Below are 22,769 nucleotides of genomic sequence, written 5' to 3' on the forward strand. Positions count from 1 at the left end.
GCCCGGGTAGCAGCCGGAGAGTGGCTGAGCCGACGCTCGACCGGGAGTCCGAGGCGCACGCCGCGGACCTTACGCCCCGGCCCGTTCCCTTCAAGCTTCGCCAGCTCAGCGGGAAGAGCTGGCGCTCGGTCGGGTGGCGCAGCGTCGTCGGGTACATCGAGGACGACTGCTCCGACTTCGCGGCCGCGATGACCTATCAGACCTTCATGGCGCTGATCCCGTCCCTGGTCGTCATCGTCGCCCTGGTCAACCTGGTCACCGACGGCTCGACGGTGCTCGACGCGGCCGTCGGCATCCTGCGCGACCTCGGCATCGGCTCGGTGGTGGACAACGACAGCCTGATCTCGGTGATCCAGGCGCTGCTGGTCCAGCAGTCCTCGGCCAAGGTGCTGTTCGGCTTCGGCCTGGTGCTGGCGGTCTGGTCGGCGTCGGGCTATGTCGGTACGTTCACCCGCGCCTCCAACCGCATCTACGGCGTCCAGGAGGGCCGGGTCTGGTGGCGGCTCGAGATCCTGCAGATCGGGCTGGCCGCGGTGGCCCTGGTCCTGCTGGCCGCGATCGGGGCCGGCCTGGTGATCAGCGGCCCGGTGGTGGACGCGGTCGGCAACGCCCTGCACGCCGGCGCGACCACCCGCCAGGTGTGGTCGATCGGCCGCTGGCCGGTGCTGGTCGTGATCGCCATGGTGGTGCTGTCGCTGATGTTCTGGATCGCGCCGAACGTGAAGACGCCCCGGTTCCGCTGGCTCACCGTGGGCGGCGCGGTGGCGTTGGTCGCCTGGTCGGTGGCGTCGTTCGGCTTCGGGCTGTACGTGGCCAACTTCGGCTCCTACAACCGCACGTACGGCAGTCTCGGCGCGATCGTCGCCTTCCTCGTCTGGATTTATTTGTCGAACACCGCGCTGCTGCTGGGTGTGCAGGTCAACGCCGAGGTTCTGCGGCAGCGGCTGCGCCAGGCCGGCGACGAAGATCCACAAACTCCGCTCGCCCCGCGTTTAGCGGCGGGCGAGCCGGGCACGTCTTCTGTCAGCAAGGCGGGGAAACATCATGAGAAGGAGACACCGTGAGTACGGTTACCGAGTCCGTTGACGTCGACGTGCCGGTGCGAGCCGCCTACAACCAGTGGACCCAGTTCGAGGAGTTCCCCCGGTTCATGGAGGGCGTGAACGAGATCCGTCAGCTCGACGCGACCCACACGCACTGGAAGACCGAGATCGCCGGCGTGAAGCGCGAGTTCGACGCCGAGATCACCGAGCAGCTTCCCGACGAGCGGGTGGCCTGGAAGTCGACCGAGGGTGAGAAGCAGGCCGGCGTGGTCACCTTCCACCGGCTCGACGACACGCACACCCGGGTCACCGTCCAGATGGACTACGACCCGCAGGGCCTGGTCGAGAACGCCGGCGACAAGCTCGGCATCGTCGACCGCCGCGTGAAGGGCGACCTCAAGCGGTTCAAGGAGTACATCGAGAGCCGTGGCGGCCGGGAGACCGGCGGCTGGCGTGGTCAGGTCGACCGCCCCGGCGCCTGATCCCTCATCGCGCGAACGGCCGCCCTCGGGCGGCCGTTTTCGTGTGCGCGGAGGGGGTATGTACGGATCATGACGCATCCGGCAGACGACGGCGTATGGCGCGACGAGGAGAAGTTGCCCCTCGCCGAGCTCGACAAGGCCATGGCCTCGTGGGACATCGACGGCCAGAACGACCCCTCGGACAACGAGGAAGGTACGGACATCACCAGCGACCGCCCCAGCACCACGCCGCACAGCGGCCCCAACTAGGACCTCCGTACGACCAGGAAACCGACCCCCTGGGTGGCCCGCAGCGCGTAGCGATGCCGGGCCGCCGGCCAGATCGGTGGGCCCAGATAGGTGCCGGCCGGCAGCGACTCGGCCACCGTCCACGGCGTGGTGGCCGAGCCGGCGCCCTGGTCGAGACCGATCCGCAGCGGCACCCCGGCCGGCGTGGTGACCGAAAGCGTGCCCACGCCGCCGGCCAGTGTCACCGGCACCGTGCCGGCCGGCTCGGGCAGGTTCAGCTCGATCAGCCCCGAGGCGCCCAGGTCGACCCGGGTGACCCGGCCCCGGCCGAGGTCCAGCTGCTGCTCCCCCGCTCCCGCGGGCAGCCGGATCCCCCACCGGACGTCCCGGTTGAGCACGATGCGCACCTCGTGCGGCCCCTGGGTCCCGGTGGCCCGCAGGCTCGCCCGCACCGACATGCCGTCGACCCGGACATGCGGCTCCAATCCCCCGCCGGCCGGCGTGCTGACCCGGTAGAGCATCCCCGGCAGACTGGCCATGATCACTTGCACGCGTGAGGCCGCGTCGTCGACCGTCAAAATGGCCTGGGTACGCCCGTGGAGCGCTCCCACCGCAACTCGGCCGGGGGCTTGCGGAGCGATCGTGGGTTTCTGACAGCCACCCAGGAGCAACGCTCCGACCAGCAGAAACAGCGTTGTTGAGCGACCTTGACGCAAGACTCGGGGCACGATCGGACCAACGCAAAATCGGCCGAACGGGTGACGGCGATCAGCCCTTTCCGAGCCAGACTGTCCGAATGCGTTCTGCCGGATTCCTCACCGACCGCCAGCGTCAGCTGGCCTGGCTGGGCTTCCTCCTGGCCGCCTTTCAGGCCCCGCTGGCCGCCAAGCTGATCGACGACGCCTCCTGGCTCTTCGCCGTCGTGGTCGCCCTCGTCGTCGCCACCGTGATCCTCGCCGACGACGCCCAGCGCCGCCGCCCGGTCACCGCCGAGCCGATCGAATAAGACGCTGTTTCAGCGGCCCCGCTTCTCCTTGAGGCCGGCCTCGTAAAGGTGGCGGCGCCCGCCCGCCAACTCGTCCCGCGCCGCCTTCTCGACGGCGCGGAACGTGGCGTAGTAGCCGTCGTCGTACTCCTCGACGATCTGGAACGTCCAGCGCCCCTCGATGACGTCGAGGCCGATCAGCTCGCGCTCGATCCGATCGGCCATCGCGTCGTGCCCGGCCTCGCGCAGCAGCGAGACGGCCTCGTCGAGCTGGAAGTCGGCCGACCCGGTGAGCTGATGCATCTCGTACAGATGCCCGCGGGCGCGTTCGGTGGTCTCCAGCGCCTCGCTCAGCTTCCCCAGCGCCTCGACCGTCTTGTCATCCATGACTCGGATCTTTCCCCGCGCGAACAGCTTCAACCGAGCTGCACCCGTTCGGAGAACCGTCAGCTACCCCGGCGTCTCTAACTTTCTTCTCATGAATGGTTTGTTCTCCGGCGCCGCCGCCCGTGCTGCTCTCCGCTCCGCCCACGCCGCCCTCACCGAGCTGCACGACACGGTGGGTGTCTCCGGCCTCCCGGCCGCCGACGCCAACCCCGGCCTGATGGCCGTCGTCGACCAGCACGCCGCGGGCATCCGCGACAGCCTGTCGGCCGACAGCCGCCCGCTCACCGCGGTCCTGCTGGCCGCCTACGCCGAGGGCGTCCGCGACGCCGCCTTCACCCACGGCTGGCGCCCGCCGGTCGGCCTGATCGACTGGTCCGAGAGCGACTGGGTCCTCTGCCGCCTGCTGGCGGTGTGCTCGCTCGCCCAGACGCTGCCGACCGCCCACTGAGCTGGCGCCACTAGCAACGCCGTAGACCGACCTTTCATTTTCGACGGCCGGTACCGGGGAACCCCCCGGTACCGGCCGTCCTCATATCCTGCCGACCATGGATGATCGCGAAACGTCGACCGGCGCTCACCGGCCTATGGTCCCCTCTGGTCCACGACCTGCTTCGACATCTCGAGGCGGTGGGGTTCCGGAAGGCGCCGTGAGTGCGTGAGGTGACACCCGACGGCTTCGAAGTTCTCGACTTCCTGCCCGGCGAGGTGTCGAACTACCCGGCCACGCCTGCCTGCTGCGCGACTATCACGACGCCACCGCCGGCTGCGCCGCGACCGCGCCGGACGCCGTGGTGGCCCGGCTGCTCGCGATGGTCGATGTCATGCGCGACGCGGCCGCCGGCGGTGACGCGGCGTTCGCGCGCCACCTCGCCGAGGGGCACGACCGGCTCTACCTGGGCGACGTGGCGTACGTTCGCGAGCGGCGCGCCCTGTTCAGTCGGTGTGCGGCCCTGTTCAGTCGGTGTGCGGCAGGCGGGTGGCCGGGATGACGCCGAGGCGGCCCTTCTGATAGTCCTCGAAAGCCTGCTTCAGCTCGGCCTTCGTGTTCATCACGAAGGGGCCGTACATGGCCACCGGCTCGCCGATGGGGCGGCCGCCCATGATGAACAGGTCCATCTCGTCGTGGGCGTTCACCCGGATCGAGTCGCCGGCGCCGTGGGTGGCCAGCTGGCCCATCCGGATGGGGCGCTTGTCGGCGCCGACCGTTCCCCGGCCGGACAGGACGTAGACCAGGGCGTTGTACGTGCGCTGCCACGGCAGGTCGAGCTGGGCGCCGGGCTGCAGGGTCACGTGGGCCAGGTTGATCGGGGTGAAGGTGGAGCCGGGGCCTTTGTGCCCGGCCACCTCGCCGGCGATGACGCGGATCAGGCTGCCGCCGTCGGGGGTGGTGAGCAGGGCCGATTCCCGGCCCCGGATGTCCTGGTACTTGGGGTCGATCATCTTGGCCGAGCCGGGCAGGTTGACCCAGAGCTGGAGACCGTGGAAGAGGCCGCCGCTCATGACCAGGTGCTCCGGCGGGGCCTCGATGTGCAGGATGCCGCGGCCGGCCGTCATCCACTGGGTGTCGCTGTTGGTGATCGTGCCGCCGCCGCCCAGGGAGTCCTGGTGGTCCATGATGCCGTCGATCATGTAGGTGACGGTCTCGAAGCCGCGGTGCGGGTGCCACGGCGTGCCCTTGGGCTCGCCCGGCGCGTAGTCGACCTCGCCCATCTGGTCCAGGTGGATGAAGGGGTCGAGCTCTTCCAGGGGTACGCCGGCGAACGCGCGCCGGACCGGGAAGCCCTCACCCTCGTATCCCTGCGGGGCGGTCGTCAGGCGCCGGACCGGGCGGACGGCGGCGGTGTGGTCGAGGTGGGGAAGCCGTGGCAGGACGAGGACGTCGTCGACGGTGATGGCGGGCATCTCAGGACTTCCTAACTTTGCTGAACACACGGGTGATCACGGCGAGCTCGTCGGGGTCGAGACGGTCGATGAAGCTGTCGCGGACGGTGACCAGGTGCATGGGGGCGGCGGCTTTGAGGGCGGCCAGGCCGTCCTCGGTCAGTACGGCCTCCTGGCCGCGGCCGTCCTCGGGACAGGGCTGCTTGCGGACCAGGCCCCGCTTGACCATGGAGCTGATCTGGTACGTGATGCGGCTCGGCGAGAAGACGAGGCGGCCGGCCAGCTCGCCCATGCGTAGCCGGTGGTCGGGGGCCTCGGACAGGACGACGAGAACGTGGTAATCGTTCATGCTGAGCCCGGTGTCGGCGCGCAACTCGTCCTCGAGGTGGGTGTGCAGGGCCCACGAGCTCTCGATGAAGGTGCGCCAGGCGATCGCCTCGGCGTCGGACAGCGGTTCGGCCATGTCCAGAACTGTATCTCTTTCAAATCTGAAATAACAAGCGTTGCCTAGCATGATCTGCATGACTGCACGGCAGGCCGTTCCCGAAGACGCCGCGGAGCTGGTCCGGCTCCGCGCGGTGATGTTGCGCAGCTTCGACCGCGGCGCGGACTGGGACGACGACTGGCGCGAGCCGGCCCGCCGGACGCTGGTCGAGAAACTCTCCGCACCCGACCCGGACCTCACCGCCTTCGTGGTCGACCGCCCCGGGGGCGGTCTCGCGGCCTCCGCGGTCGGCACCGTCGAGCAGCGCCTCGGCGGCCCGGGCGACGCGACCGGCCGCGTCGGCTACATCTTCAGCGTCGTCACCGACCCCGACCAGCGTCGCCACGGCCACTCGCGGGCCTGCGTGACCGCTTTGATCGAGTGGTTCCGCGGTCGCGGCGTCCACCGGGTCGACCTGCGCGCCTCAGCCGACGGCGAACCGCTCTACGAGTCACTCGGCTTCCGGCGCACCGACGACCCGGCCATGCGCCTGAGGCTTCGATAACCGCCGTTCGGCCCCTATCATCACCGTGCATGACGTACCGGGTCGAGTACAACGGCGAGGACATCGACTTCGCCACGCTCGACGCCGCGCTCGACCGTGCCCGGCGCATCATCGCCGACGACGTCGGCCGCCTCGACGGCTGGACCGTGGAACACGACGAGACCGTCAACGACTGGTTCGTCCAGGCCGTCCGCAACGGCCGGCGCGTCGGCCCCACGGCGGTGGTGACCGGCCCGCGCGGAACCCGGCCCGAGACCGGCGCGCCCACCGTCTACGAGGAGTGGGAGCGCCGGGTCGTCTTCATCGGTCGGACACCGGCCGAGGCGTTCGCGATGGCCACGGAATGGCTCACCCGGCGACCCGACGTCGAGGCGCTCGGCGACGTCGGCTGGCACCGCACGGCCGACGGCCACCAGCTGCGCCTCTATTACCGCTAGGCGGCCTGGCTCTTCACGGAGCGGGCCAGGTCGTCGCGGAGGCGGTCGAAGTCGACGTGCTTCTCGCTCAGGATCAGCATGGCCAGGCCCTCGCCCTCGCGGATCAGGCCGAGCGCGATGTGCTCGGGGGCGATGAATTTCTGGTTGAGCCGGATCGCCTCGCGCAGCGAGAGCTCCAGCACCTTCTTGTTGCGCTTGGTGAACGGGATGTGACCGCTGGAGAAGCGGCCGAACAGCCCGCGCTTCTTCGGCTCGGGGCGGGGAAGCTGCAGGGCGCCGGCTCCGAAGTTCTGCTCGATGGCCGCCCGTACGGCGTCGAGGTCGATGCCGATCGCTTTCAGGGCCGCCCTGTCCTCGGCGTCGGAGTCGACCGGCGAGAGGGGCGGGGTGCGCTCGACTTTTCGGCGCGCCTCGTCGCGTACGTAATCGGCAGTGACGCCGTTGCCCTTGAGAGCCGTGGCGACGGGGCCGTCCGGATCGGCGACCAGCGCGATCAGCACGTGTTCGGTGCCGATGTGGCCGTGGCCGAGCGCGCGGGCCTCCGTCTGGGCCCGGGTGACGACCTCGCGGGCCGGGGTGGTGAATCGCTCGAACATGTCAGTCCTCCGGCATCGTGCGCGCGTGCTTCTTGTGTACGCCCTGGCGGGTCACCTCGAGCGCGTCGGCGATCTCCTGCCAGGACCAGCCCTTACGGCGGGCGTTGGCCACCTGGAGGTGCTCGAGCCCCTCGAGCAGGCGGCGCAGGGCCACAACGGCGCGGAGTCCGACCCGGGGGTCGGCACTGCTCGCCGCCGCGGCGAGATCGGTTGCTTCGGTCATGCTGTCAACTTACGTTGACAGCCGCCGTCGTGTCAACTTCGGTTGACGTCTTCGACACGAAAAAGCCGGCCCTGTTCACACAGGGCCGGCCCTCGAGTGGATCTACCGGCCGCGGCCGGTCTTCTCCTGCAGTTCGTCGATCTTCTCCGACGCCTCGGCCTTGGTCAGGCCGTCCGGCACCTCTTCCCGCGCCTCGGTGGCGAGAGTGTGCAGGTAAGACTCCTGGGCGCCGGTCGCCGGCTCGTCACCGGTGGTCCAGTCCGACGGGTCCTTCTCGGCGTTCGTCGTCGTCATCAGCTCTCCTCCTTCGAACGCCTGTTCTCTTACCCGCCGTACGTCAACTCCATGCCGATGATGTCGTTGTAGGCGACGTCGAGCCGCACCTCACGGGCGACCGGCGAGGTCACCGCGAACGAGCCGCCGAACGGGTCGACGATCTCGGCGTAGCAGCCCAGGCCCAGCTCGGCCGGCCCGGTGAGCACGCGGCCGCCCAGCCCGGCCACCCGGTCGATGGCGTCCGAGCAGTCGGCGACCTGGAACGACGGCTGCCAGCGGGCCCCGTAGCGGCCGGTGATCAGGCCGGCCACCGAGTCGTGGGCCTCGGTCAGCCACTCGCCGCTGCCGAACTCGTGGGTCAGGGTCCAGCCGAAGACCCGCGCGTAGAACGACGTCGCCGTGGCCACGTCGTCGGTGAGCAGGTCGGCCCAGGCCATCGTGCCCGGCACGCCGCGTTCCTGCATACCGGCGAAGCCCGCCGCCTGCCACAGGCCGAAGACCGCGCCGGCCCCGTCGGCCACGATCGCGCTGCGGGCGCCGTCGCGCTCCTCGGGCCAGGTCAAGGCCCTTCCGTACGCCTGCGCGACGCGCTCGGCCGTGCCCTCGAGATCGGGGGCGGCCAGGTAGGTCAGCCAGCCCTCGGGCCGATCCGACCGGCTCCGGCTGAGTCCGGCCACCGCACGGCCGTCGAGCGTGAATCGATCACCGTCGAGCCGCCAGCCGAAGAGCCCGCCGTAGAAACCGGCGGCTTCCTCCGGGTTCGACGTGGTGAGCTCCACCCAGCAGGGGGTCGACGGCGCAAAGCCTCTGATCCGCATATACCGCTCCAACGTGGACGTCCCCGATTTGCGAATGACTCTACGGCAATGAATACGCGCCGTCACTACCCCGGGGTTCAATGTCCGCTTTAGAGCGGCTTTCCGCTACTGAAGGTAACCGTCCGTACGTCACATGTAACGTGATCGTTAATCTGCTGACAAGTCGCCGGCCGTGGGAGCGCTCCTGCCCGGCACGAGCATCTCGAACCACACAGTGGACCCCCGCACCGACGGGTCGGTGCCCCACGAATCGCTCAACTCTTCAATCAGACCGAGACCACGGCCGCGACTGCTCATCGTGTCGGTGTGCGCGCGGATGACCGTGCCGCGGGTGCCCGTGTCGGCCACCGAGACCAGCAGCCGCTCGGCGTTCAGGTCGATGTGCACCTGGGCCGGCGTGCCGGCGTGCAACAGGGCGTTCGTCGTCAGCTCGCTCGTGCAGAGAATGGCGGCGCCGATCACCGACTCGGGCAGGCTCCACTCGCGCAGGCGGGTGGTCATCCACTGGCGTACCCGGGAAGGCCCGGTCGGCTCGGCCGGCACCAGCATGGTCGCCGACCGGCTCATCGCCACCGCGTGCTCCACCGCCAGCACGGCCACGTCGTCGTCGGTCGACCCCGGCACCGCCGTCGTCGCCAGCGCACACAAGTTCCGCGGATCGCCACTGGGGGCGGCCGCCGTCACCGCGACCAGCGCGTCGAGGCCGTCGTTGAGCGCGCGGCCGCGGCGCTCCACCACACCATCGCTGAACAGCAGGATCGAGTCGCCCGGCTCCAGTCGCACCTGACCGGTCTGCCAGCGGCCGCCCAGCCCGAGCGGCGCGCCCGGCGGCACCTTGACCAGCTCGGCGGTGGGCGCCTCGCCGGCCACCCCGGCCCGCCGCAGCACCGGCGGCGGATGACCCGCGCTCGACATGGTGATCGTGCCGTCGGCCGGGTCGAGCACCCCGTACACGACGGTCACGAAGATCTCCTCGTTACGCGACTCGGCGCCGAGCGAGCCGACCAGCCGGTCGAGTCCGGCCAGGACACTAGGCGGGGCGGGGTCGGTCAGCGCCATCGCCCGCAGGGCGGCCCGCACCTGCCCCATCACGGCCGCGGCCCGCACGTCGTGGCCCGCGACGTCACCGAGCACCATGGCCAGCCGGCCGTCGAGCAGGGTGAACGCGTCGTAGAAGTCGCCGCCGGCGGCGTTGCCGTCCACACCGACGTCGTAGCGGGCCGCTATGCGGAAGGTGTCCAACTCGGGCAGATGCTCCGGCAGCATGCTTCGCTGCAGCAGCTGGGCCGTGCCGTGCTGCGCCTCGAACCGGCGGGCCCGCTCGGCTGCCTGCCCGACCAGCTGGGCGGCCGCGTTGAGCAGGGCCCGCTCGGCCGGCAGCCAGGTGTGGGCGTGGCGGTAGCCGATGGTGAGCGCCCCGGTCAGCGAGGCGGTCCGCAGGGGCAGCGAGGCCAGCGAGCGGACCCGCTGCTCGTGGCGGTCGGTGGCGACCGCGCGCAACGGCTCACCGTCGGTCACGAACGACGGCTGCCCGCTGGTCGCGGCGGCCACCAGCGGGGCCCGCGGATCGTTCGGCGCCCGTTTCCACACCGGGGGCAGGCGCTCGTCGGCCTCGTCGAGCATCTCGCCGCGGATACGGCGCACATACCGGTAGGCCCCGCCGTCGTCGACGGCGAAGACGCAGTGGTCGACGTCGAAGGAGGTCGACGCGTAGCCGAGAACCACCCGGGCCACGTCGTCGACGGTGAGCGCGCCGGCCAGCCGGGCGGTCAGATCGCCGAGGCTCTGCAGCCGGCGGGTGACCTGGGTCGTCTCGGCGGCCACGGTGAGCACACCGGTGATCTCGCCGCGCCGGTCCCGGACCACCGAGTGGCCGCGGGTGAAGAAGGCCTGCTCGGGCCGGCCGCCCGGGCCACGCACCACGGTCAGCTGGGTCTCGGCCTCGAGGAACGGCCGGCCGCTGCGGTACGCCTCCTGGATGGCGCCGCCCAGGCCGGGCGCGCGCCACAGGTCACCGAAGGCCTCGGCGGCCGGGCGCCCCAGCGCGGCCGGATGCAGGGAGCCGATCAGGTCCGCGTACGCGTCGTTGTAGATCAGCAGGAATTCGTCGCCGTGGCTGTAGGCCATCGGCATCGGCGAGCCGAGCACCAGCTCTATAGTGGCGGCGACAGCCGGATCCCAGCCGTCGCGGGCGCCGAGCGCCGTCGCGGACCAGTCGGCCTCATGCACGAGACGGGTCGCCGAGGGCCGCGCGGGCATGACTGAAGGGCTCACCCCACCCGTGCTGCCGGCCATGCTCGAAAGCGTATCCCGACTCCGCCATTCGGACGATGCCGCACCGGCCAACCGTCCGATTCTTGACGGTACGACCAGTCCGCACTATCCGGAGCGTCCCCAGCCCACCCCGCGCGAAGTCACTGAGGGTAGCTGATTGCTGCTTCGGAGAGCGTCGCCGTCCTTAACTCGCTCACTTATAGTCGCGGCCGTGACCGAGGACCGCCGCCCCCGCCATGGCGCACCGGACTACCGCGCCGACGTGCGGCAGACCCCGCCCGCCTCCTTCTCCGCCTTCGAGCCCGCTCCCCCGTCGGACGCGGAGACGACGCGGTTCGAGGCGCCCCGGCCCTCGTTCGACCCGTCGTGGCCGCCGCGCCGCGACACCTCATGGCCAGAGCCGGTTCCCGGTACGCCCGAGCAGGCACCCGACCGCTGGCCGGCCGACATCCCCCACCAGCGATCCGGCGACGAGTGGCCCGGCGCGGAGGAGACTTGGCCCGAGCCGAACGGCTACGCGTACGCGCCCGAGGGCCACGCCTACAGCCGGACCGATTCGGCCGAATATAACGGATATGCCCAGAGCGGCGCGCCTTCGGAGGGGCCCAACGGCACCCACGACGCCTTCGCCGGCCACGACGCCTTCGCCGGCCACGACGCCTTCGCCGGGAACGACGCTTCCACCGGCGTCAGCATCTCCACCGGCTACGACGCTTTCCACGGCCGTGACGTCTCCACCGGCCAAGGCGCCTTCGACGGTCACGACGCCTCCACTGGTCACGACACCTTCAACGGTCAGGGCGCCCTCGCGGGCCGCGATGCCTCCGCGGCGAACGGCACCTTTGCGGGGCCCGACGCCTTCAACGAGAACGGCACCTTCGCGGGGCACGACGCCTTTGTCAGGAGCCACGCCGACTCTGAGGGGCGGAGCGACGACGACGGCTACGATCAGAAACAGTCAGACGGATATAACAGATATGTCCGGGATGGGATTCACGCCGACGAGGCCGACTTCGAGGGGCGGAGCGACAACGACGGCTACTACCAGAACCAGCCAGACGGATATAACAGATATGTCCGGGATGGGGTCCGCGCCGAAGAGGCCGACTTCGGCGATCGGAACGAGGGCTACCCCACCTACACCGACGGGCCGGGTGGCGAGGGGCACGAACGGGACGTCGATCCGTACGGGCAAGGCGTTTATGGGCCGGAAGCCGAGGCCTATCCGCGGGACGGCGCCGGGCTGGGGACAAGCGCCGAATCGCACGGGCACGAGGGTTCCGCTTCCGGGCCGGGCGGCGCTTTCGAGGCCGATCCGTACGGCCGCGAGGGCTTCGCCCCGCCCGAGGACATGTACGGCCGCGAAGGCTCGGGGCGCGATGACGCGTACGGCCGTGGGGGGAACGCGGCCGGGGTGGGCGTCGAGGCGTACCACCAAGAAGCCGGCGGCATGACGCCGGAGATCGACCCCCGTGTGGGACGGCCGGCTGAGGCCGAGACCACGATGTTCGCCGAGCCGTGGAGTGAGAGCGGGGCGGTGGCGGGTGAGACCGCCATGATCGACCTGTCGGCGCCGCGGGCCGAGCCTCGTAGTCACCGGGAAGGGAACCGGCGGCGGGCGGGGATCGTGGCTCTGGCGGCGGCCGGCGTGTTCCTGGCCGGGGGTGCCGGATACATCGTGCTGCGGCCGAGTTCGGAGCCGGGGCCGACCACCGCGGCCGTGGCCACCACGGCACCGGTGGAGACGGCCGATCCGACGGTGGACGCGCCCACTCCACAGGCGACCGCGGCCGCGACCTCGGCCTCGCCGACCCGGACCAGCGCGTCGCCGACCAGCGCCGCGCCGACCACCGAACCGGCCGCCACCACCAAGCCGGCCGCGCCCGTCGCGCCGGTCACGACCCGGCCGGCCACGACCGCGCCGACGGCCCGGCCGACCACCGCCGCTCCGGCACCGACCAAGACGCTCGTGCCGGTGCCGACCAAGCCGGCCGCCGCGCCGCTGACCGCCGTCTACGGGTTCGACGAGAACGGTGACGTGGGTACGGTCACCGTGAACAACCCCGGTTCGGCGGCCGTCACGGACTGGCAGGTCAGGTTGACCATCCCCAGCGGCGCCACGATCACCGTCCTCAGTGGCGGCGTCTCGGCCTCGACGAGCGGCACCCGGGTCACCTTCGGCGGGGCGGCCATCGGCGCGCGGAACTCGGCGACCTTCACCTTCGAGATGCAGTCCGACGGCGACGGCGCGCCCAGCGGCTGCACGATCAACGGAAACGCCTGCTCCTGAACGTCCCCGTGCCGACTCGGTCGTTGCGTCCTATGGTCGCGATAGGAACGAGGAGGCGCGATGGAAGACGTCTGGCACCCGGTGCTGCGGTCGGTTCCCACGGCGCTGGCGTTCGCCGCCGTCGTCCTGATCGGATGGCTGGTGGCCCGCCTGCTCCGCACCGCCGTCACCAAGGGTCTGGCCCGGGCCGGCCTCGACCGGGCGACCCCGTTCCGGGTCGTACCGAGTGTTCTGTGCGGAAAGATCGTCTTCTACGGGGTTCTGCTGTTCGCCCTGCAACTGGCCTTCGGCCTGTGGGGCCCGAACCCGGTCAGTGACCTGCTCACGGCCGTCATCGCCTGGCTGCCCCGCGCGTTCGTCGCCATCGTCATCGTCGTCGTGGCGCTGGCGATCGGCCGGGCGGCGGCCGACCTGATCGTGAATGCTTTGGGCGCTTTGCCGTACGCCCGAGCCCTGGCCCGAGCCGTCTCCATCATCATCGCGACGCTCGGCGTCATGGCCGCCCTGGACGAGGTAGGCATCGCCACATCGGTGACCAGGCCCGTCCTGATAGCCATCCTGGCCACCATCGCCGGCGTCATCATCGTCGGCGTGGGCGGTGGCCTGATCCGCCCCATGCAGGCCCGCTGGGAGTACTGGCTCACCCGCGCCGCCGCCGAGTCCACCACCATCCGCGACCAGGCCCGCGCCTACGCCGCCGAGCGCCAGGCAGCCCCCACCACCGAGCCGGCACCCGCACCCGCACCCGCACCCGCCACCGAGCCGGCCGCCGCCCCCGCCGCGCAGCCGGCCGCACCCGCCGCGCAGCCGGCCGCCTCCGCCGCGCAGCCGGCCGCCGCCCCCGCCGCCAGTTCCGCGGACGAGACGCAGGTGATCCCGCCGCCCCGCTCAGCGCCCGCGCCGTCCGAGCCGGCCCCCGACGGCGAGACCACCAGCGTGATCACCTCGCGGACCGACGACACCACGGTCGTCAATCCGGGCCGGGACGACACGGTCGTCATCGGCGCCGACGAAACCCAGGTGATCCCGCCGCCCGACACCACCACGACCCGCCCGCTGCCCACCGACCCGGACAAGCGGTAGCGCCCAGCCCGAACGGAGATCCGAACCGCCCGGGCCGGCGCGCCACGGTGACGGAATTGGCTTTCGACGGGGCCGGGATCCGGCGCCTACCGTGTTGATCATGCGGATCAGGGTCATCGACGCGTTCACCGACCGGGCGTTCGCCGGCAATCCCGCGGGCGTCTGCCTGCTGGACGGCGCCGGCTGGGCGGACGAGGGCTGGATGCGGCGGGTAGCGGCCGAGCTGAACCTTTCGGAGACCGCCTTCGCCCACCGTCTCGGCGGCGACCGGTGGGCGCTGCGCTGGTTCACTCCCACCGTCGAGGTCAAGCTCTGCGGGCACGCCACTCTGGCCACGGCCCATGCGCTCGCCGCCGACGCCGGCGCACCGGGTACGTATCGGTTCGACACGCTCAGTGGTGAGCTCACCGCTCGCGTCGCCGCCGATGGGCTGATCACGCTGGACTTTCCGGCGGCCCCTCCGGTCGAGGCGGCCGCGCCCGCCGGGTTCGTCGCCGCCTTCGGAGTGGAGCCGCTCCTCGTTCTCCGGGCGGATCGGCTCGGCGACCTGCTGGCGGTTCTGCCCGACGAGGACGCGGTCCGGGCCCTTCGGCCCGATCTTCCGGCTCTGGCGGGCTTGCGCGCGACGACCGGTTTGCGCGGCTTCATCGCTACGGCGCCGGCCGCACCGGGAAAGCACTACGACTTCGTGTCGCGCTTCTTCGCGCCGGCCGACGGCATTCCCGAGGATCCCGTGACCGGCGGAGCGCACACCGTTCTGGCCCCGTACTGGTCGGCGCGCCTGGGCCGCCCCGAGCTGACCGGCCTTCAGGCCTCGGCCCGCACCGGCATCGTCCGTACGGCTCTGCGAGGCGACCGGGTCGAGCTGAGCGGCCGCGCGGTCACCGTCCTCGACGGAAGCCTGCTATCAAGGGCTCATGATGCTGCTGGTGCCTCGTGACGTTGTGAATCCGCGCCGGGTCGATGAGCACTTTGCTGAGGAGGCGGACGCGGCGCGGGCCGCTGGGCACACGGTGGCGATGGTTGACCACGACGCGGTGGCTGCGGGGCGGGCCGTGCGTGTCGACGGGGATGAGCCGGTCGTCTACCGCGGGTGGATGCTCGGCAGCGCCGCCTACGCCGGGCTGGCCGACGCCTGTGGTGGGCGGCTTCGGACCAGCGCCGCGCAGTACCGCCGGGGGCATGAGCTTCCCGGCTGGTACGAGGCGCTCGCGCCCTTCACTCCCGAGTCGGCCTGGGGTGATTTCGAGGAGGCTCGGGCCGGGTTGGGCAACCGGGGGGCCGCGGTTCTGCGGGACTACACCAAATCGATGAAGCATTACTGGTACGAGGCCGCGTACATTCCCGATCTGGCCGACGCCGGCAAGGCGTGGGCCGTCGCCCGGCGATTCCGGGAGTTGCGGGGGGACGACTTCACGGGTGGGTACGTGCTGCGGCGGTTCGAGGATTTCACCGGGGCCGAGGCGCGGACATGGTGGGTGGATGGCGAATGCCGGCTGGTCACGGCGCATCCGGACACGGCCGGCCAGCTTCCGCCCGACATCGACGTGTCGTTCCTGCGCGACGCGGTCAAGGGGCTGCCCTTCGTCACCGTCGACCTCGCCTTGCGGAGCGACGGGCAGTGGCGGGTGGTCGAGCTCGGTGACGGGCAGGTCAGTGACCGTCCGACGTCGACGCCGGCGGCGGAGCTGATCGCGGCGATCCTGTGACCGACAAGCAGCGGCGGGTGTGGGACCGGTCGGCGGCGCGCTACGACGGGCAGATCGCGTTCCTGGAACGCCACTGGTTCGCCGGTGGGCGTGAGTGGCTGGGGGCGCGGGCGAGTGGGCGGGTCCTCGAGGTCGCCGTGGGCACCGGTCGGCAGCTGCCCTACTACCGGGCCGGTGTCACGGTGACGGGGGTCGACCTGAGCAGCGGGATGCTGGCGGTCGCGCCGCGAGCCGGGCTGACCAAGGCGATCGGCGACGCCGAGCACCTGCCCTTCGCCGACGGCGCCTTCGACACCGTGGTGTGCGCGCTCGGGCTGTGCACGATTCCCGACCCGGTCGCGGCGATCGCCGAGATGCGGCGCGTGCTCGCCTCCGGGGGCCGGCTGCTGCTGCTCGACCACGTGGTCAGCAGTTCGGTTCCGGTGCGGGCGGCGCAGTGGTTGCTGGAACGAGTCACGATTCCCACGGCCGGCGAGCATTTCACCCGGCGGCCGCTCACCGCCGTACAGCAAGCGGGTTTTGAGATCGTCGAATCCCAGCGCCTCAAGGCGGGGACGGTCGAGCGGGTGCACGGAAGGAAACCATGAAGCAGGTGAGCAGTCGCGTCGTCTACCGCAACCCGTGGATGACCGTGCGGGAGGACCGGGTCCAGCGGCCGGACGGCAGTCCCGGCATCTACGGCGTGGTGGAGAAACCCGACTTCGCGCTCGTGCTGCCGCGCTGGTCGCGGGGGTTCTGGATGGTCGAGCAGTTCCGCTATCCGGTTGGGCGGCGCGCCTGGGAGTTCCCGCAGGGCAGCTGGGGCGCCGGCCATGAGGGGGACCAGACGGCGCTGGCCCGGCGGGAGCTGGCCGAGGAGACCGGGTTACGGGCCGGGACGCTGACGCATCTGGGGCATCTGTACGAGGCGTACGGCTACTCGACACAGGGATTCGACGTCTATCTCGCGACCGACCTGGCCGAGGGCGAACCGGATCGGGAGGTGACCGAGCTCGACATGGTCCATCGGGCGTTCACCGACGACGAGATCGTGGCCATGCTGCGGAGCGGTGGGATCGTGGACGCGCCCTCGCTGGCCGCCCTGACGTTGTTTCGGTTGTCCTAAGCTCGGGCGCATGAGCGTGGTCGAGCGGTTCGCGGATCTGGTGGTCCGGGTGGGTGTCAACGTGCAGCCCGGGCAGGGTGTGGTGATCAGGAGCGACACGGCGCATCGGGAGATCGCGCGGGCGGTGGTCGCGGCGGCCTACCGGGCCGGGGCGGGCTGGGCCGAGGTCGAGTGGGAGGACGGGCCGATCCGGCGGCTGGCCGTGGACCATCAGTCGCTGGAGCGGCTGACCGCGAGCCGGCCCTGGGCTCTCGAGCGCACCGAGTGGTACCACAAGGAAGGCGTCGCTTTCATCAGGCTTCTCGGTGACGCCGACCCTCATCTGCTCGACGGGGCCGATCCGGCCCGGGCCGCGGCCGTGCCGGTGGAGGAGTCGCAGGCCATGCGGCGGGCGCTGTTCGACGGTGTCCGGTGGACCGCTGTGGGTGCGCCCAATCCGGGGTGGGCGCGGCAGATCTTCGGCGAGCCCGACACCGACCGGCTGTGGGAGGCCGTGGGCACGGCCATGCGGCTCGACGCGGACGATCCGGTCGCGGCGTGGCGGGAGCGGTCGGCGACGCTCGGTGAGCGGGCGCGGCGGCTCGACGAGCTGGAGCTGACCGAGGTCCGGTACGTGGGTGAGGGCACCGACCTGACCGTGGGGTTGCTACCGGGGACGCGCTGGACCGGTGGTGGGCTGGTCGACCCGGCCGGTGTGCCGTACATGCCGAACATCCCGACCGAGGAGGTCTTCACCAGCCCGGACAAGACGCGCGCGGACGGCGTCATCCGGCTGACGAAGCCCCTGGTGCTGGGCGGGGTTCTGGTCACCGGGCTGCGGGTCACCTTCGTGGGCGGGCGGATCACCGACGTCGCGGCGGATTCCGGGGCCGAGGTCGTACGGGCTCAGCTCGACTCCGACGCGGGGGCGCGCTCCCTGGGTGAGGTGTCGCTGGTCGACCGGGACAGCCGCATCGCCCGGGCCGGCATCGTCTTCCACAACACGCTGTTCGACGAGAACGCCGGCTGCCACGTCGCCTGGGGGCAGAGCTTCCCGTTCGCCGTCGAGGGCGGCACGGCGCTGACCGAGGGGCAGCGCGCCGAGGCCGGCCTGAACATGTCGAGCGTGCACACCGACGTCGTCATCGGCGGCGACGGCATCACCGTCACCGGCCGCGGGCCGCGAGGTGTGGTAGAGATCATCAAGGACGACGCATGGGTGCTTGACTAGGCCATGAACAGCATGGCTCCGACACCGAGCAGAACGATCAGGAGAACCGCGATGAGCAGGCCTTTCTCGGCCGCCTGGGCGGCGTCGGCCGGGGCGGCGGTGGTGGTGGTCAGCGGCTCGCTGCTCATGATTGGTCCCTCCGGTCGGGGTGCGCCTGGTGGCGTGCGGGCTTAGGTTGGTTGTCGTGCCGTTGCCTGACTGGTTTCTCAGTGCGCGGGAGCGCGACAACCCGGACTCCTCCATACCCACGTGGGTCACCGGAAACGCGGCTGAACCGCTAATTCACGGTAAAGCCTATTTTGACCGTCTGGTGACGGAGGTTGAAAGCCTCCAAGAGGGTGACCACCTGTTCTTCACCGACTGGCGTGGTGACCCGGACGAGCGGATGCGCGACGACGGGCCGACGATCGCCGAGCTCTTCAGCGCGGCGGCCAAGCGGGGCGTGGTGGTCAAGGGGCTGCTCTGGCGCTCCCACGTGGACAAGCTCGCCTACAGCGAAGAGGAGAACCGCAACCTCGGCGACGAGATCGAGGCCGCGGGCGGGGAGGTGCTGCTCGACCAGCGGGTCCGGCGCGGCGGCTCCCACCACCAGAAACTGGTGATCCTGCGCCACCCCGGCGACCCGTCGCGTGACATCGCCTTCGCCGGTGGCATCGACCTGTGCCACAGCCGGCGGGACGACGAGAACCACCTGGGTGACCCGCAGGCGGTCGCGATGGCGAAGGCGTACGGGAAGACCCCGCCCTGGCACGACGTGCAGCTCGCGCTGCGCGGACCGGTGGTGGGCGCGCTCGACCTGACGTTCCGCGAGCGGTGGAACGATCCGACGCCGCTCGACCAGAACGGCCCCATCTCCACCGTCACCGACAAGCTCAAGGGCGCCGACCTGCGGGCCGACCGCCTGCCCGAGCAGCCGCCGGACCCGCCCGAGTGCGGGCCGCTCGCCATCCAGGTCCTGCGGACGTACCCGGCCATGCGGCCGCCGTACAAGTTCGCGTCGAACGGCGAGCAGACCATCGCGCGCGGTTACACCAAGGCGATCAAGCGGGCCCGGAAGCTGATCTACATCGAGGACCAGTACCTGTGGTCGGCCGAGGTGGCCCAGCTGTTCGCCGACGCGCTGAACGCCAACCCGGAACTGCACCTGATCGCCGTCGTCCCCCGGCACCCGGACGTGGACGGGCGGTTCGCGCTGCCGCCCAACGAGGTCGGCCGCGAGCAGGCGATCCAGCTGTGCCGGATGGCCGCGCCCGACCGGGTGCACGTGTTCGACCTGGAGAACCGGGAGAGCACCCCGATCTACGTGCACGCCAAGGTGTGCGTGGTCGACGACGTGTGGTGCAGCGTGGGCAGCGACAACTTCAACCGGCGCTCGTGGACGCACGACAGCGAGCTCTCCAACGCCATCTTCGACGACACGCTCGACGAGCGGGAACCGCGCGACCCGGCCGGCCTCGGTGACGGCGCCCGCCGCTTCCCCCGCGATCTGCGGCTCGCGCTGACCCGCGAGCATGTCGACCGGGAGTCCGACGAGGACCTGGTGGATCCGGTTTCGGTGGTACGGGTGATGAACAGCACCGCCGAGCGCCTGAAGAAGTGGCACGACGAGGGCGAGAAGGGCCCGCGGCCGCCGGGGCAGATCATGCCGCACGAGACGTCGAAGCTGCCGTGGTACCAGCGGATCTGGGCGGTGCCGGCCTACCGGCTCATGTACGACCCGGACGGCCGCTCGATCAGCGACCGCCGGGCGGGCCGATGGTGAGCGTGCGCCGGCAGTCGGCCATCACGGCGGGCGACGCCAGGGGCGCCCATGATCCGAAGACCGACCGGAAGTAGTCGCCGGCCTTGGCCGCGATCTCCGGCGACCGCTCGTAGACGTCCAGCTCGTTGACGATGCTCAGGTCGGCGAAGGCGCGCAGCCGCTCCGGGGTCGGCGACTCGGCGTGCCCGGTGAAGCGGCTCCACACCGTGCACGTCGACGGCAGCGCCCGCCAGGTGCGCCCGCGGTCGCATCCGCCGTACCGGTAGACCATCGCCTCGGCCTCCCGCCCGATCAGCGCCCGCAACTGCTGCCGCTCGGCCACGTCGAGCAGGACGACCGGAAAACCGTCGGTCCCGTACGCGGCGTGGGTGAGCCCGGCCAGCTGCTCGTCCTCGCCGAGGCCGTGCCCTTCGAGGCGTTCCCGCACCCGGTGGAGATGTTCGTAGAGGGAACCGCCGGCGTGCGGGATCGCCTCGGCGCCCCGGTCACGCAGCCAGGCCCGGACCACGTCAGTACGGCTCATCGCTGCTCCCCCGCGTGAGTTTCCAGGTGGACGGGATCAGGATCGGCGCGGCCGGGTCGCCGGCCGGGGCCAGCCCGACCCGCCAGGCGCGCATCGGAGGCCGACCGGCGCCGGCCCAGCGGTCGCGCAGGGCGGCGGCCTCGGCGGCCCAGGCGGCGGCCTCCGGCCCACCGGCGAGCACGCTGCCGTCGGGCAGGACGACGGCGCCGCCGGTGCGCGGCCGGTCGAGGATGATCAGGGCGTTCTGCTCGCGGCCGGGAACGGCGGTCAGGGTGGCGCGGCGGTTCCAGACGCCGGCCGCGTACCACAGGTCGCGGTACGCGAGCGGTTCCAGGGGCGGGTCGAAGGCCGGCCCCTCGTGGCCGGCGAACTCGGTCAGCGTGCCCGGGGCGGCCGGGGCGGGGAACGGGTGGGCGGCGGTGAGCGGGCCGGCCGCGGTCATGAAACCGGCCGGGGTGACGACCGCACCCACCTGGTCCTGCACGGCCAGGACGGGATGGGTGCCGGCGTGTTCGACCGGGGCGACCACGATCTCGGCTCGCCACCGCGGTGACAGGCCGGAGACGCCGACGGTCACGATGACCCGGTCGAAGCGGCCGCCCGTCGATCCGGCGTAGCCGTCGCCGTGCTCCACCCGTACACCAGCGATGTCCGCCGCTTTCAAAGCCGCCCGGGCCTTGAGCGCGACGTCGGGCTGGACGTCGACGCTGACCACCTCGGCACCGAGCGAAGCGAGAAGGGCGGCGTTGTAGCCGGTGCCGGCCCCGATCTCGAGAACGCGGTGACCCGGGCGAACGTCCAGGGCCTCGATCATCATGGCCATCAGCGACGGCTGGCTGGACGAGCTGACCGGCACCCGCCCGTCGACCTTGGTGACCAGCACGTCGTCGCTGTAGATCAGCTCGAGGAAGTCGGCGTCGGACGGCATGGCCCAGGTGCCGTCGCGGCGCTGAAATCCGTCCGGCACGAACGCCTCACGGGGCACGGCGGCGAAGGCGGCGGCCAGCTCCGGGCTCAGGGACACGCCGCCCTGCCGGATCTGCTCGAGGAACCCGCGCCGGCTCACTCCCCCACGATAGAGGCGGCAGCGGCGAGCGCGGCCGGAACGTCTTCCGCGTGATAGGGAAATTCAGACGGTTCGATGTTGTCGAGGAAGCCGGCGTAGACGACGGCACTGCGCAGAGGAGCCAGCGGCCGCAGCAGCTCGATGGCCCGCTCCGGGTCGGCGCCGCCACCCCGCCAGCGCCGGCACCAGGCGCGGATGACGGCGGGGTCGTCGGTCAGCCGCAGAATGTCGAAGCCGGGATGCCCGAAGAAGCAGTCACCCCAGTCCATGATGGTCAGCCGCCCGGCGTCGTCGGTACGCACGTTGCCCGGGTGCAGATCCCCATGCACGAGCGTGTCGGGCAGCCCGCACTCCTCGATGGCCGCGATGCGCTCAGGAAGCCCTTCGATCAACTTCCCAAGGCCGGAGACGCTTGCGAGGTACGGTGCGGCCACGCGCTCGAACGGCCCAGGCGCCAGCCGCGCGTCGGGCACACCGCTCAGAAGCGCCGGATTTTTCGCGAAGTACTCCTGAAGGGGATGAAAAGCGGCGGCGATGTCGGCGCAGAGCTCAGGCCCGGCGCCGTAACGGTCCTCCCCCGGCGCGTGCGCGAGAAGCATCCGCCCGTGCTCGCCCGCCGCGATCAGTTCGGGCGCGAGCCCCGGAGCGACCTCCCCGAGAAGCCGGATGACATGCGCTTCATGACCGAAGAAACGGGGCACCTGCTTGAGCCAGGCCACGGCCCGCCCGGCACCGTCATCGAGCCGCCAGATGGCCGAAAGATTCCAGGTCCGCTGCTGCCGAGCCGTGGCCCCGGGCAGTATTCCACCGGCCCAGGCCAGAGTCTCAGCGGGCCCGTTGACCTCCGCGTAGGCGGCCCGCTTGGCATGCGAGGCAACACCGAAGCCCCCCTCACCCACCGCACCACCCACGCCCACCGCGCCCCCAACGCCCGCCGCGCCCCCAGCGCCGCCCACGCCCGCCGCGCCACCCACCTCGGCCCCGCCGCCAGCGCCCGCCGCGCCACCCACCTCGGCCGCGCCGCCCACGCCCGCCGCGCCACCACCGGCCGCCGCACCTCCAACGCCCGCAGCGCCACTCACGCTCGCTGCGCCACCCGCCGCTCCGTCAGCGCCCGTGGCGCCAAGATCGTGGGGCTGCCCGATTTTTCGGATATTTGTGGGCTTGTCGGCGACTTGGACGAGATAAGTGACGTGGCCGCCCGGTGGGGTGGGGCGGTCGCCGTGCAGGAGGCGCAGCACCTGGGCGTCGGGGGTCAGGCCGGCCAAGGTGGTGAAGTCGCCTACCTCCTGCCACCACGGTACTGGGGTCTCGAACGGCGGCAACTCGCCCAGCAGCGCGCCATCCGCATCGATCAGGAGCAGTGTCACGGTTCGGGTCACAACTGAGAACCGTACGATGC

The 22,769-nt window shown here is 71.3% G+C and carries 29 protein-coding genes; 16 read left to right on the forward strand and 13 right to left on the reverse strand.

The genetic code is table 11. The features are described 5' to 3' along the window. Window positions 1-20: 20 nt before the first annotated feature. The 3 genes from AB0C26_RS01435 (at window position 21) to AB0C26_RS01445 (ending at window position 1,774) form a co-directional block, all read left to right on the forward strand. Complete coding sequence (locus tag AB0C26_RS01435) at window positions 21-1,064, forward strand: YihY/virulence factor BrkB family protein (protein ID WP_360239698.1); 1,044 nt, start codon at window positions 21-23, stop codon at window positions 1,062-1,064. Next, window positions 1,061-1,525, forward strand: a complete 465-nt coding sequence (locus tag AB0C26_RS01440) for an SRPBCC family protein (protein WP_360239701.1) — start codon at window positions 1,061-1,063, stop codon at window positions 1,523-1,525. Before AB0C26_RS01435 ends, AB0C26_RS01440 begins: the two co-directional genes overlap by 4 nt. A 69-nt stretch (window positions 1,526-1,594) precedes the next feature. Continuing rightward, window positions 1,595-1,774, forward strand: coding sequence for a hypothetical protein (locus tag AB0C26_RS01445; RefSeq protein ID WP_360239704.1), 180 nt, complete (start codon window positions 1,595-1,597; stop codon window positions 1,772-1,774). On the opposite strand, the gene AB0C26_RS01450 is transcribed toward AB0C26_RS01445, so the two are convergent. Next, window positions 1,771-2,292 carry a hypothetical protein gene (locus tag AB0C26_RS01450; RefSeq protein WP_360239707.1) on the reverse strand — a complete coding sequence of 174 codons (522 nt, stop codon included), beginning with the start codon at window positions 2,290-2,292 and terminating at the stop codon, window positions 1,771-1,773. The two genes, AB0C26_RS01445 and AB0C26_RS01450, sit on opposite strands and share 4 nt — an antisense overlap. A gap of 257 nt (window positions 2,293-2,549) precedes the next feature. Between AB0C26_RS01450 and AB0C26_RS01455 the strand changes: the two genes are divergently transcribed. Then, window positions 2,550-2,759, forward strand: a complete 210-nt coding sequence (locus AB0C26_RS01455; RefSeq protein WP_360239710.1) for a hypothetical protein — start codon at window positions 2,550-2,552, stop codon at window positions 2,757-2,759. A 9-nt stretch (window positions 2,760-2,768) separates the two neighbouring features. On the opposite strand, the gene AB0C26_RS01460 is transcribed toward AB0C26_RS01455, so the two are convergent. Continuing rightward, on the reverse strand, window positions 2,769-3,125 hold the full coding sequence (locus AB0C26_RS01460; protein ID WP_360239713.1) for a hypothetical protein: 357 nt from the start codon (window positions 3,123-3,125) through the stop codon (window positions 2,769-2,771). A 91-nt stretch (window positions 3,126-3,216) separates the two neighbouring features. On the opposite strand from AB0C26_RS01460, the gene AB0C26_RS01465 reads away from it, so the two are divergent. After that, window positions 3,217-3,573: a DUF6401 family natural product biosynthesis protein gene (locus AB0C26_RS01465; protein ID WP_360239716.1), complete on the forward strand. Its 357-nt coding sequence runs from the start codon at window positions 3,217-3,219 to the stop codon at window positions 3,571-3,573. A 506-nt stretch (window positions 3,574-4,079) separates the two neighbouring features. Here AB0C26_RS01465 and AB0C26_RS01470 read toward each other — a convergent pair. Then, window positions 4,080-5,027: a pirin family protein gene (locus tag AB0C26_RS01470; protein ID WP_360239719.1), complete on the reverse strand. Its 948-nt coding sequence runs from the start codon at window positions 5,025-5,027 to the stop codon at window positions 4,080-4,082. Window position 5,028: 1 nt separating this feature from the next. Then, window positions 5,029-5,469 carry a MarR family transcriptional regulator gene (locus tag AB0C26_RS01475; RefSeq protein ID WP_360239722.1) on the reverse strand — a complete coding sequence of 147 codons (441 nt, stop codon included), beginning with the start codon at window positions 5,467-5,469 and terminating at the stop codon, window positions 5,029-5,031. 58 nt (window positions 5,470-5,527) lie between these two features. Here AB0C26_RS01475 and AB0C26_RS01480 point away from each other — a divergent pair, with 58 nt between their 5' ends. Together AB0C26_RS01480 and AB0C26_RS01485 are read left to right on the forward strand one after the other, a co-directional pair. Next, on the forward strand, window positions 5,528-5,995 hold the full coding sequence (locus tag AB0C26_RS01480; protein ID WP_360239725.1) for a GNAT family N-acetyltransferase: 468 nt from the start codon (window positions 5,528-5,530) through the stop codon (window positions 5,993-5,995). A 29-nt stretch (window positions 5,996-6,024) separates the two neighbouring features. Continuing rightward, window positions 6,025-6,432, forward strand: a complete 408-nt coding sequence (locus tag AB0C26_RS01485; protein WP_360239728.1) for a hypothetical protein — start codon at window positions 6,025-6,027, stop codon at window positions 6,430-6,432. On the opposite strand, the gene AB0C26_RS01490 is transcribed toward AB0C26_RS01485, so the two are convergent. From AB0C26_RS01490 to AB0C26_RS01510, 5 genes are all read right to left on the reverse strand, one after another. Continuing rightward, entirely contained in the window at window positions 6,429-7,028 is a 600-nt protein-coding gene (locus tag AB0C26_RS01490; protein ID WP_360239731.1) for a Clp protease N-terminal domain-containing protein, read from the reverse strand. The genes AB0C26_RS01485 and AB0C26_RS01490 overlap by 4 nt on opposite strands. Before the next feature lies 1 nt (window position 7,029). Then, entirely contained in the window at window positions 7,030-7,251 is a 222-nt protein-coding gene (locus AB0C26_RS01495) for a helix-turn-helix domain-containing protein (protein WP_360239734.1), read from the reverse strand. Between the two features lie 102 nt (window positions 7,252-7,353). Further along, window positions 7,354-7,545: a DUF3072 domain-containing protein gene (locus AB0C26_RS01500; protein WP_360239737.1), complete on the reverse strand. Its 192-nt coding sequence runs from the start codon at window positions 7,543-7,545 to the stop codon at window positions 7,354-7,356. 29 nt (window positions 7,546-7,574) lie between these two features. Beyond that, the gene (locus AB0C26_RS01505; protein WP_360239740.1) at window positions 7,575-8,306 is read right to left on the reverse strand and encodes a VOC family protein; all 732 of its coding nucleotides are present in this window, start codon (window positions 8,304-8,306) and stop codon (window positions 7,575-7,577) included. 186 nt (window positions 8,307-8,492) lie between these two features. After that, complete coding sequence (locus AB0C26_RS01510; protein WP_360243439.1) at window positions 8,493-10,604, reverse strand: SpoIIE family protein phosphatase; 2,112 nt, start codon at window positions 10,602-10,604, stop codon at window positions 8,493-8,495. Window positions 10,605-10,830: 226 nt separating this feature from the next. Here AB0C26_RS01510 and AB0C26_RS01515 point away from each other — a divergent pair, with 226 nt between their 5' ends. The 7 genes from AB0C26_RS01515 to AB0C26_RS01545 all read left to right on the forward strand — a co-directional run bounded on the left by AB0C26_RS01515 (window position 10,831) and on the right by AB0C26_RS01545 (window position 18,016). Next, complete coding sequence (locus AB0C26_RS01515; protein ID WP_360239743.1) at window positions 10,831-12,909, forward strand: cellulose binding domain-containing protein; 2,079 nt, start codon at window positions 10,831-10,833, stop codon at window positions 12,907-12,909. 60 nt (window positions 12,910-12,969) lie between these two features. Further along, window positions 12,970-13,992: a hypothetical protein gene (locus tag AB0C26_RS01520; protein ID WP_360239746.1), complete on the forward strand. Its 1,023-nt coding sequence runs from the start codon at window positions 12,970-12,972 to the stop codon at window positions 13,990-13,992. A gap of 100 nt (window positions 13,993-14,092) precedes the next feature. Continuing rightward, a complete protein-coding gene (locus tag AB0C26_RS01525) occupies window positions 14,093-14,932 on the forward strand; it encodes a PhzF family phenazine biosynthesis protein (protein ID WP_360239749.1) in 840 nt (279 codons plus the stop codon). Further along, complete coding sequence (locus AB0C26_RS01530) at window positions 14,913-15,701, forward strand: ATP-grasp domain-containing protein (protein WP_360243442.1); 789 nt, start codon at window positions 14,913-14,915, stop codon at window positions 15,699-15,701. The genes AB0C26_RS01525 and AB0C26_RS01530 overlap by 20 nt, the downstream gene beginning before the upstream one ends. Continuing rightward, a complete protein-coding gene (locus AB0C26_RS01535; RefSeq protein WP_360239752.1) occupies window positions 15,698-16,288 on the forward strand; it encodes a methyltransferase domain-containing protein in 591 nt (196 codons plus the stop codon). Before AB0C26_RS01530 ends, AB0C26_RS01535 begins: the two co-directional genes overlap by 4 nt. Continuing rightward, window positions 16,285-16,806: an NUDIX hydrolase gene (locus tag AB0C26_RS01540; protein ID WP_360239755.1), complete on the forward strand. Its 522-nt coding sequence runs from the start codon at window positions 16,285-16,287 to the stop codon at window positions 16,804-16,806. The genes AB0C26_RS01535 and AB0C26_RS01540 overlap by 4 nt, the downstream gene beginning before the upstream one ends. 10 nt (window positions 16,807-16,816) lie before the next feature. Next, the gene (locus AB0C26_RS01545) at window positions 16,817-18,016 is read left to right on the forward strand and encodes an aminopeptidase (RefSeq protein WP_360239758.1); all 1,200 of its coding nucleotides are present in this window, start codon (window positions 16,817-16,819) and stop codon (window positions 18,014-18,016) included. Here the strand turns inward: AB0C26_RS01545 and AB0C26_RS01550 are convergent. Next, a complete protein-coding gene (locus AB0C26_RS01550) occupies window positions 18,013-18,144 on the reverse strand; it encodes a hypothetical protein (protein WP_360239761.1) in 132 nt (43 codons plus the stop codon). The two genes, AB0C26_RS01545 and AB0C26_RS01550, sit on opposite strands and share 4 nt — an antisense overlap. Window positions 18,145-18,200: 56 nt before the next feature. On the opposite strand from AB0C26_RS01550, the gene AB0C26_RS01555 reads away from it, so the two are divergent. Further along, window positions 18,201-19,778 (forward strand): phospholipase D family protein, encoded by a 1,578-nt coding sequence (locus AB0C26_RS01555; protein ID WP_360239764.1) that lies wholly within the window; start codon window positions 18,201-18,203, stop codon window positions 19,776-19,778. Here the strand turns inward: AB0C26_RS01555 and AB0C26_RS01560 are convergent. From AB0C26_RS01560 to AB0C26_RS01570, 3 genes are read right to left on the reverse strand one after another with little or no spacing between them, the layout of a single operon-like run. Next, window positions 19,750-20,301, reverse strand: coding sequence for a DUF6817 domain-containing protein (locus tag AB0C26_RS01560; protein WP_360239767.1), 552 nt, complete (start codon window positions 20,299-20,301; stop codon window positions 19,750-19,752). The genes AB0C26_RS01555 and AB0C26_RS01560 overlap by 29 nt on opposite strands. Further along, window positions 20,288-21,367, reverse strand: coding sequence for a methyltransferase domain-containing protein (locus AB0C26_RS01565; RefSeq protein ID WP_360239770.1), 1,080 nt, complete (start codon window positions 21,365-21,367; stop codon window positions 20,288-20,290). The genes AB0C26_RS01560 and AB0C26_RS01565 overlap by 14 nt, the downstream gene beginning before the upstream one ends. Beyond that, window positions 21,364-22,086 carry a phosphotransferase gene (locus tag AB0C26_RS01570; protein WP_360239773.1) on the reverse strand — a complete coding sequence of 241 codons (723 nt, stop codon included), beginning with the start codon at window positions 22,084-22,086 and terminating at the stop codon, window positions 21,364-21,366. Before AB0C26_RS01570 ends, AB0C26_RS01565 begins: the two co-directional genes overlap by 4 nt. A gap of 147 nt (window positions 22,087-22,233) precedes the next feature. Here AB0C26_RS01570 and AB0C26_RS01575 point away from each other — a divergent pair, with 147 nt between their 5' ends. Then, on the forward strand, window positions 22,234-22,755 hold the full coding sequence (locus AB0C26_RS01575) for a hypothetical protein (RefSeq protein WP_360239776.1): 522 nt from the start codon (window positions 22,234-22,236) through the stop codon (window positions 22,753-22,755). The last annotated feature ends 14 nt before the right edge of the window (window positions 22,756-22,769 follow it).

This window comes from Actinoplanes sp. NPDC048796 (assembly GCF_040650035.1).
Taxonomy (GTDB): Bacteria; Actinomycetota; Actinomycetes; order Mycobacteriales; family Micromonosporaceae; genus Actinoplanes.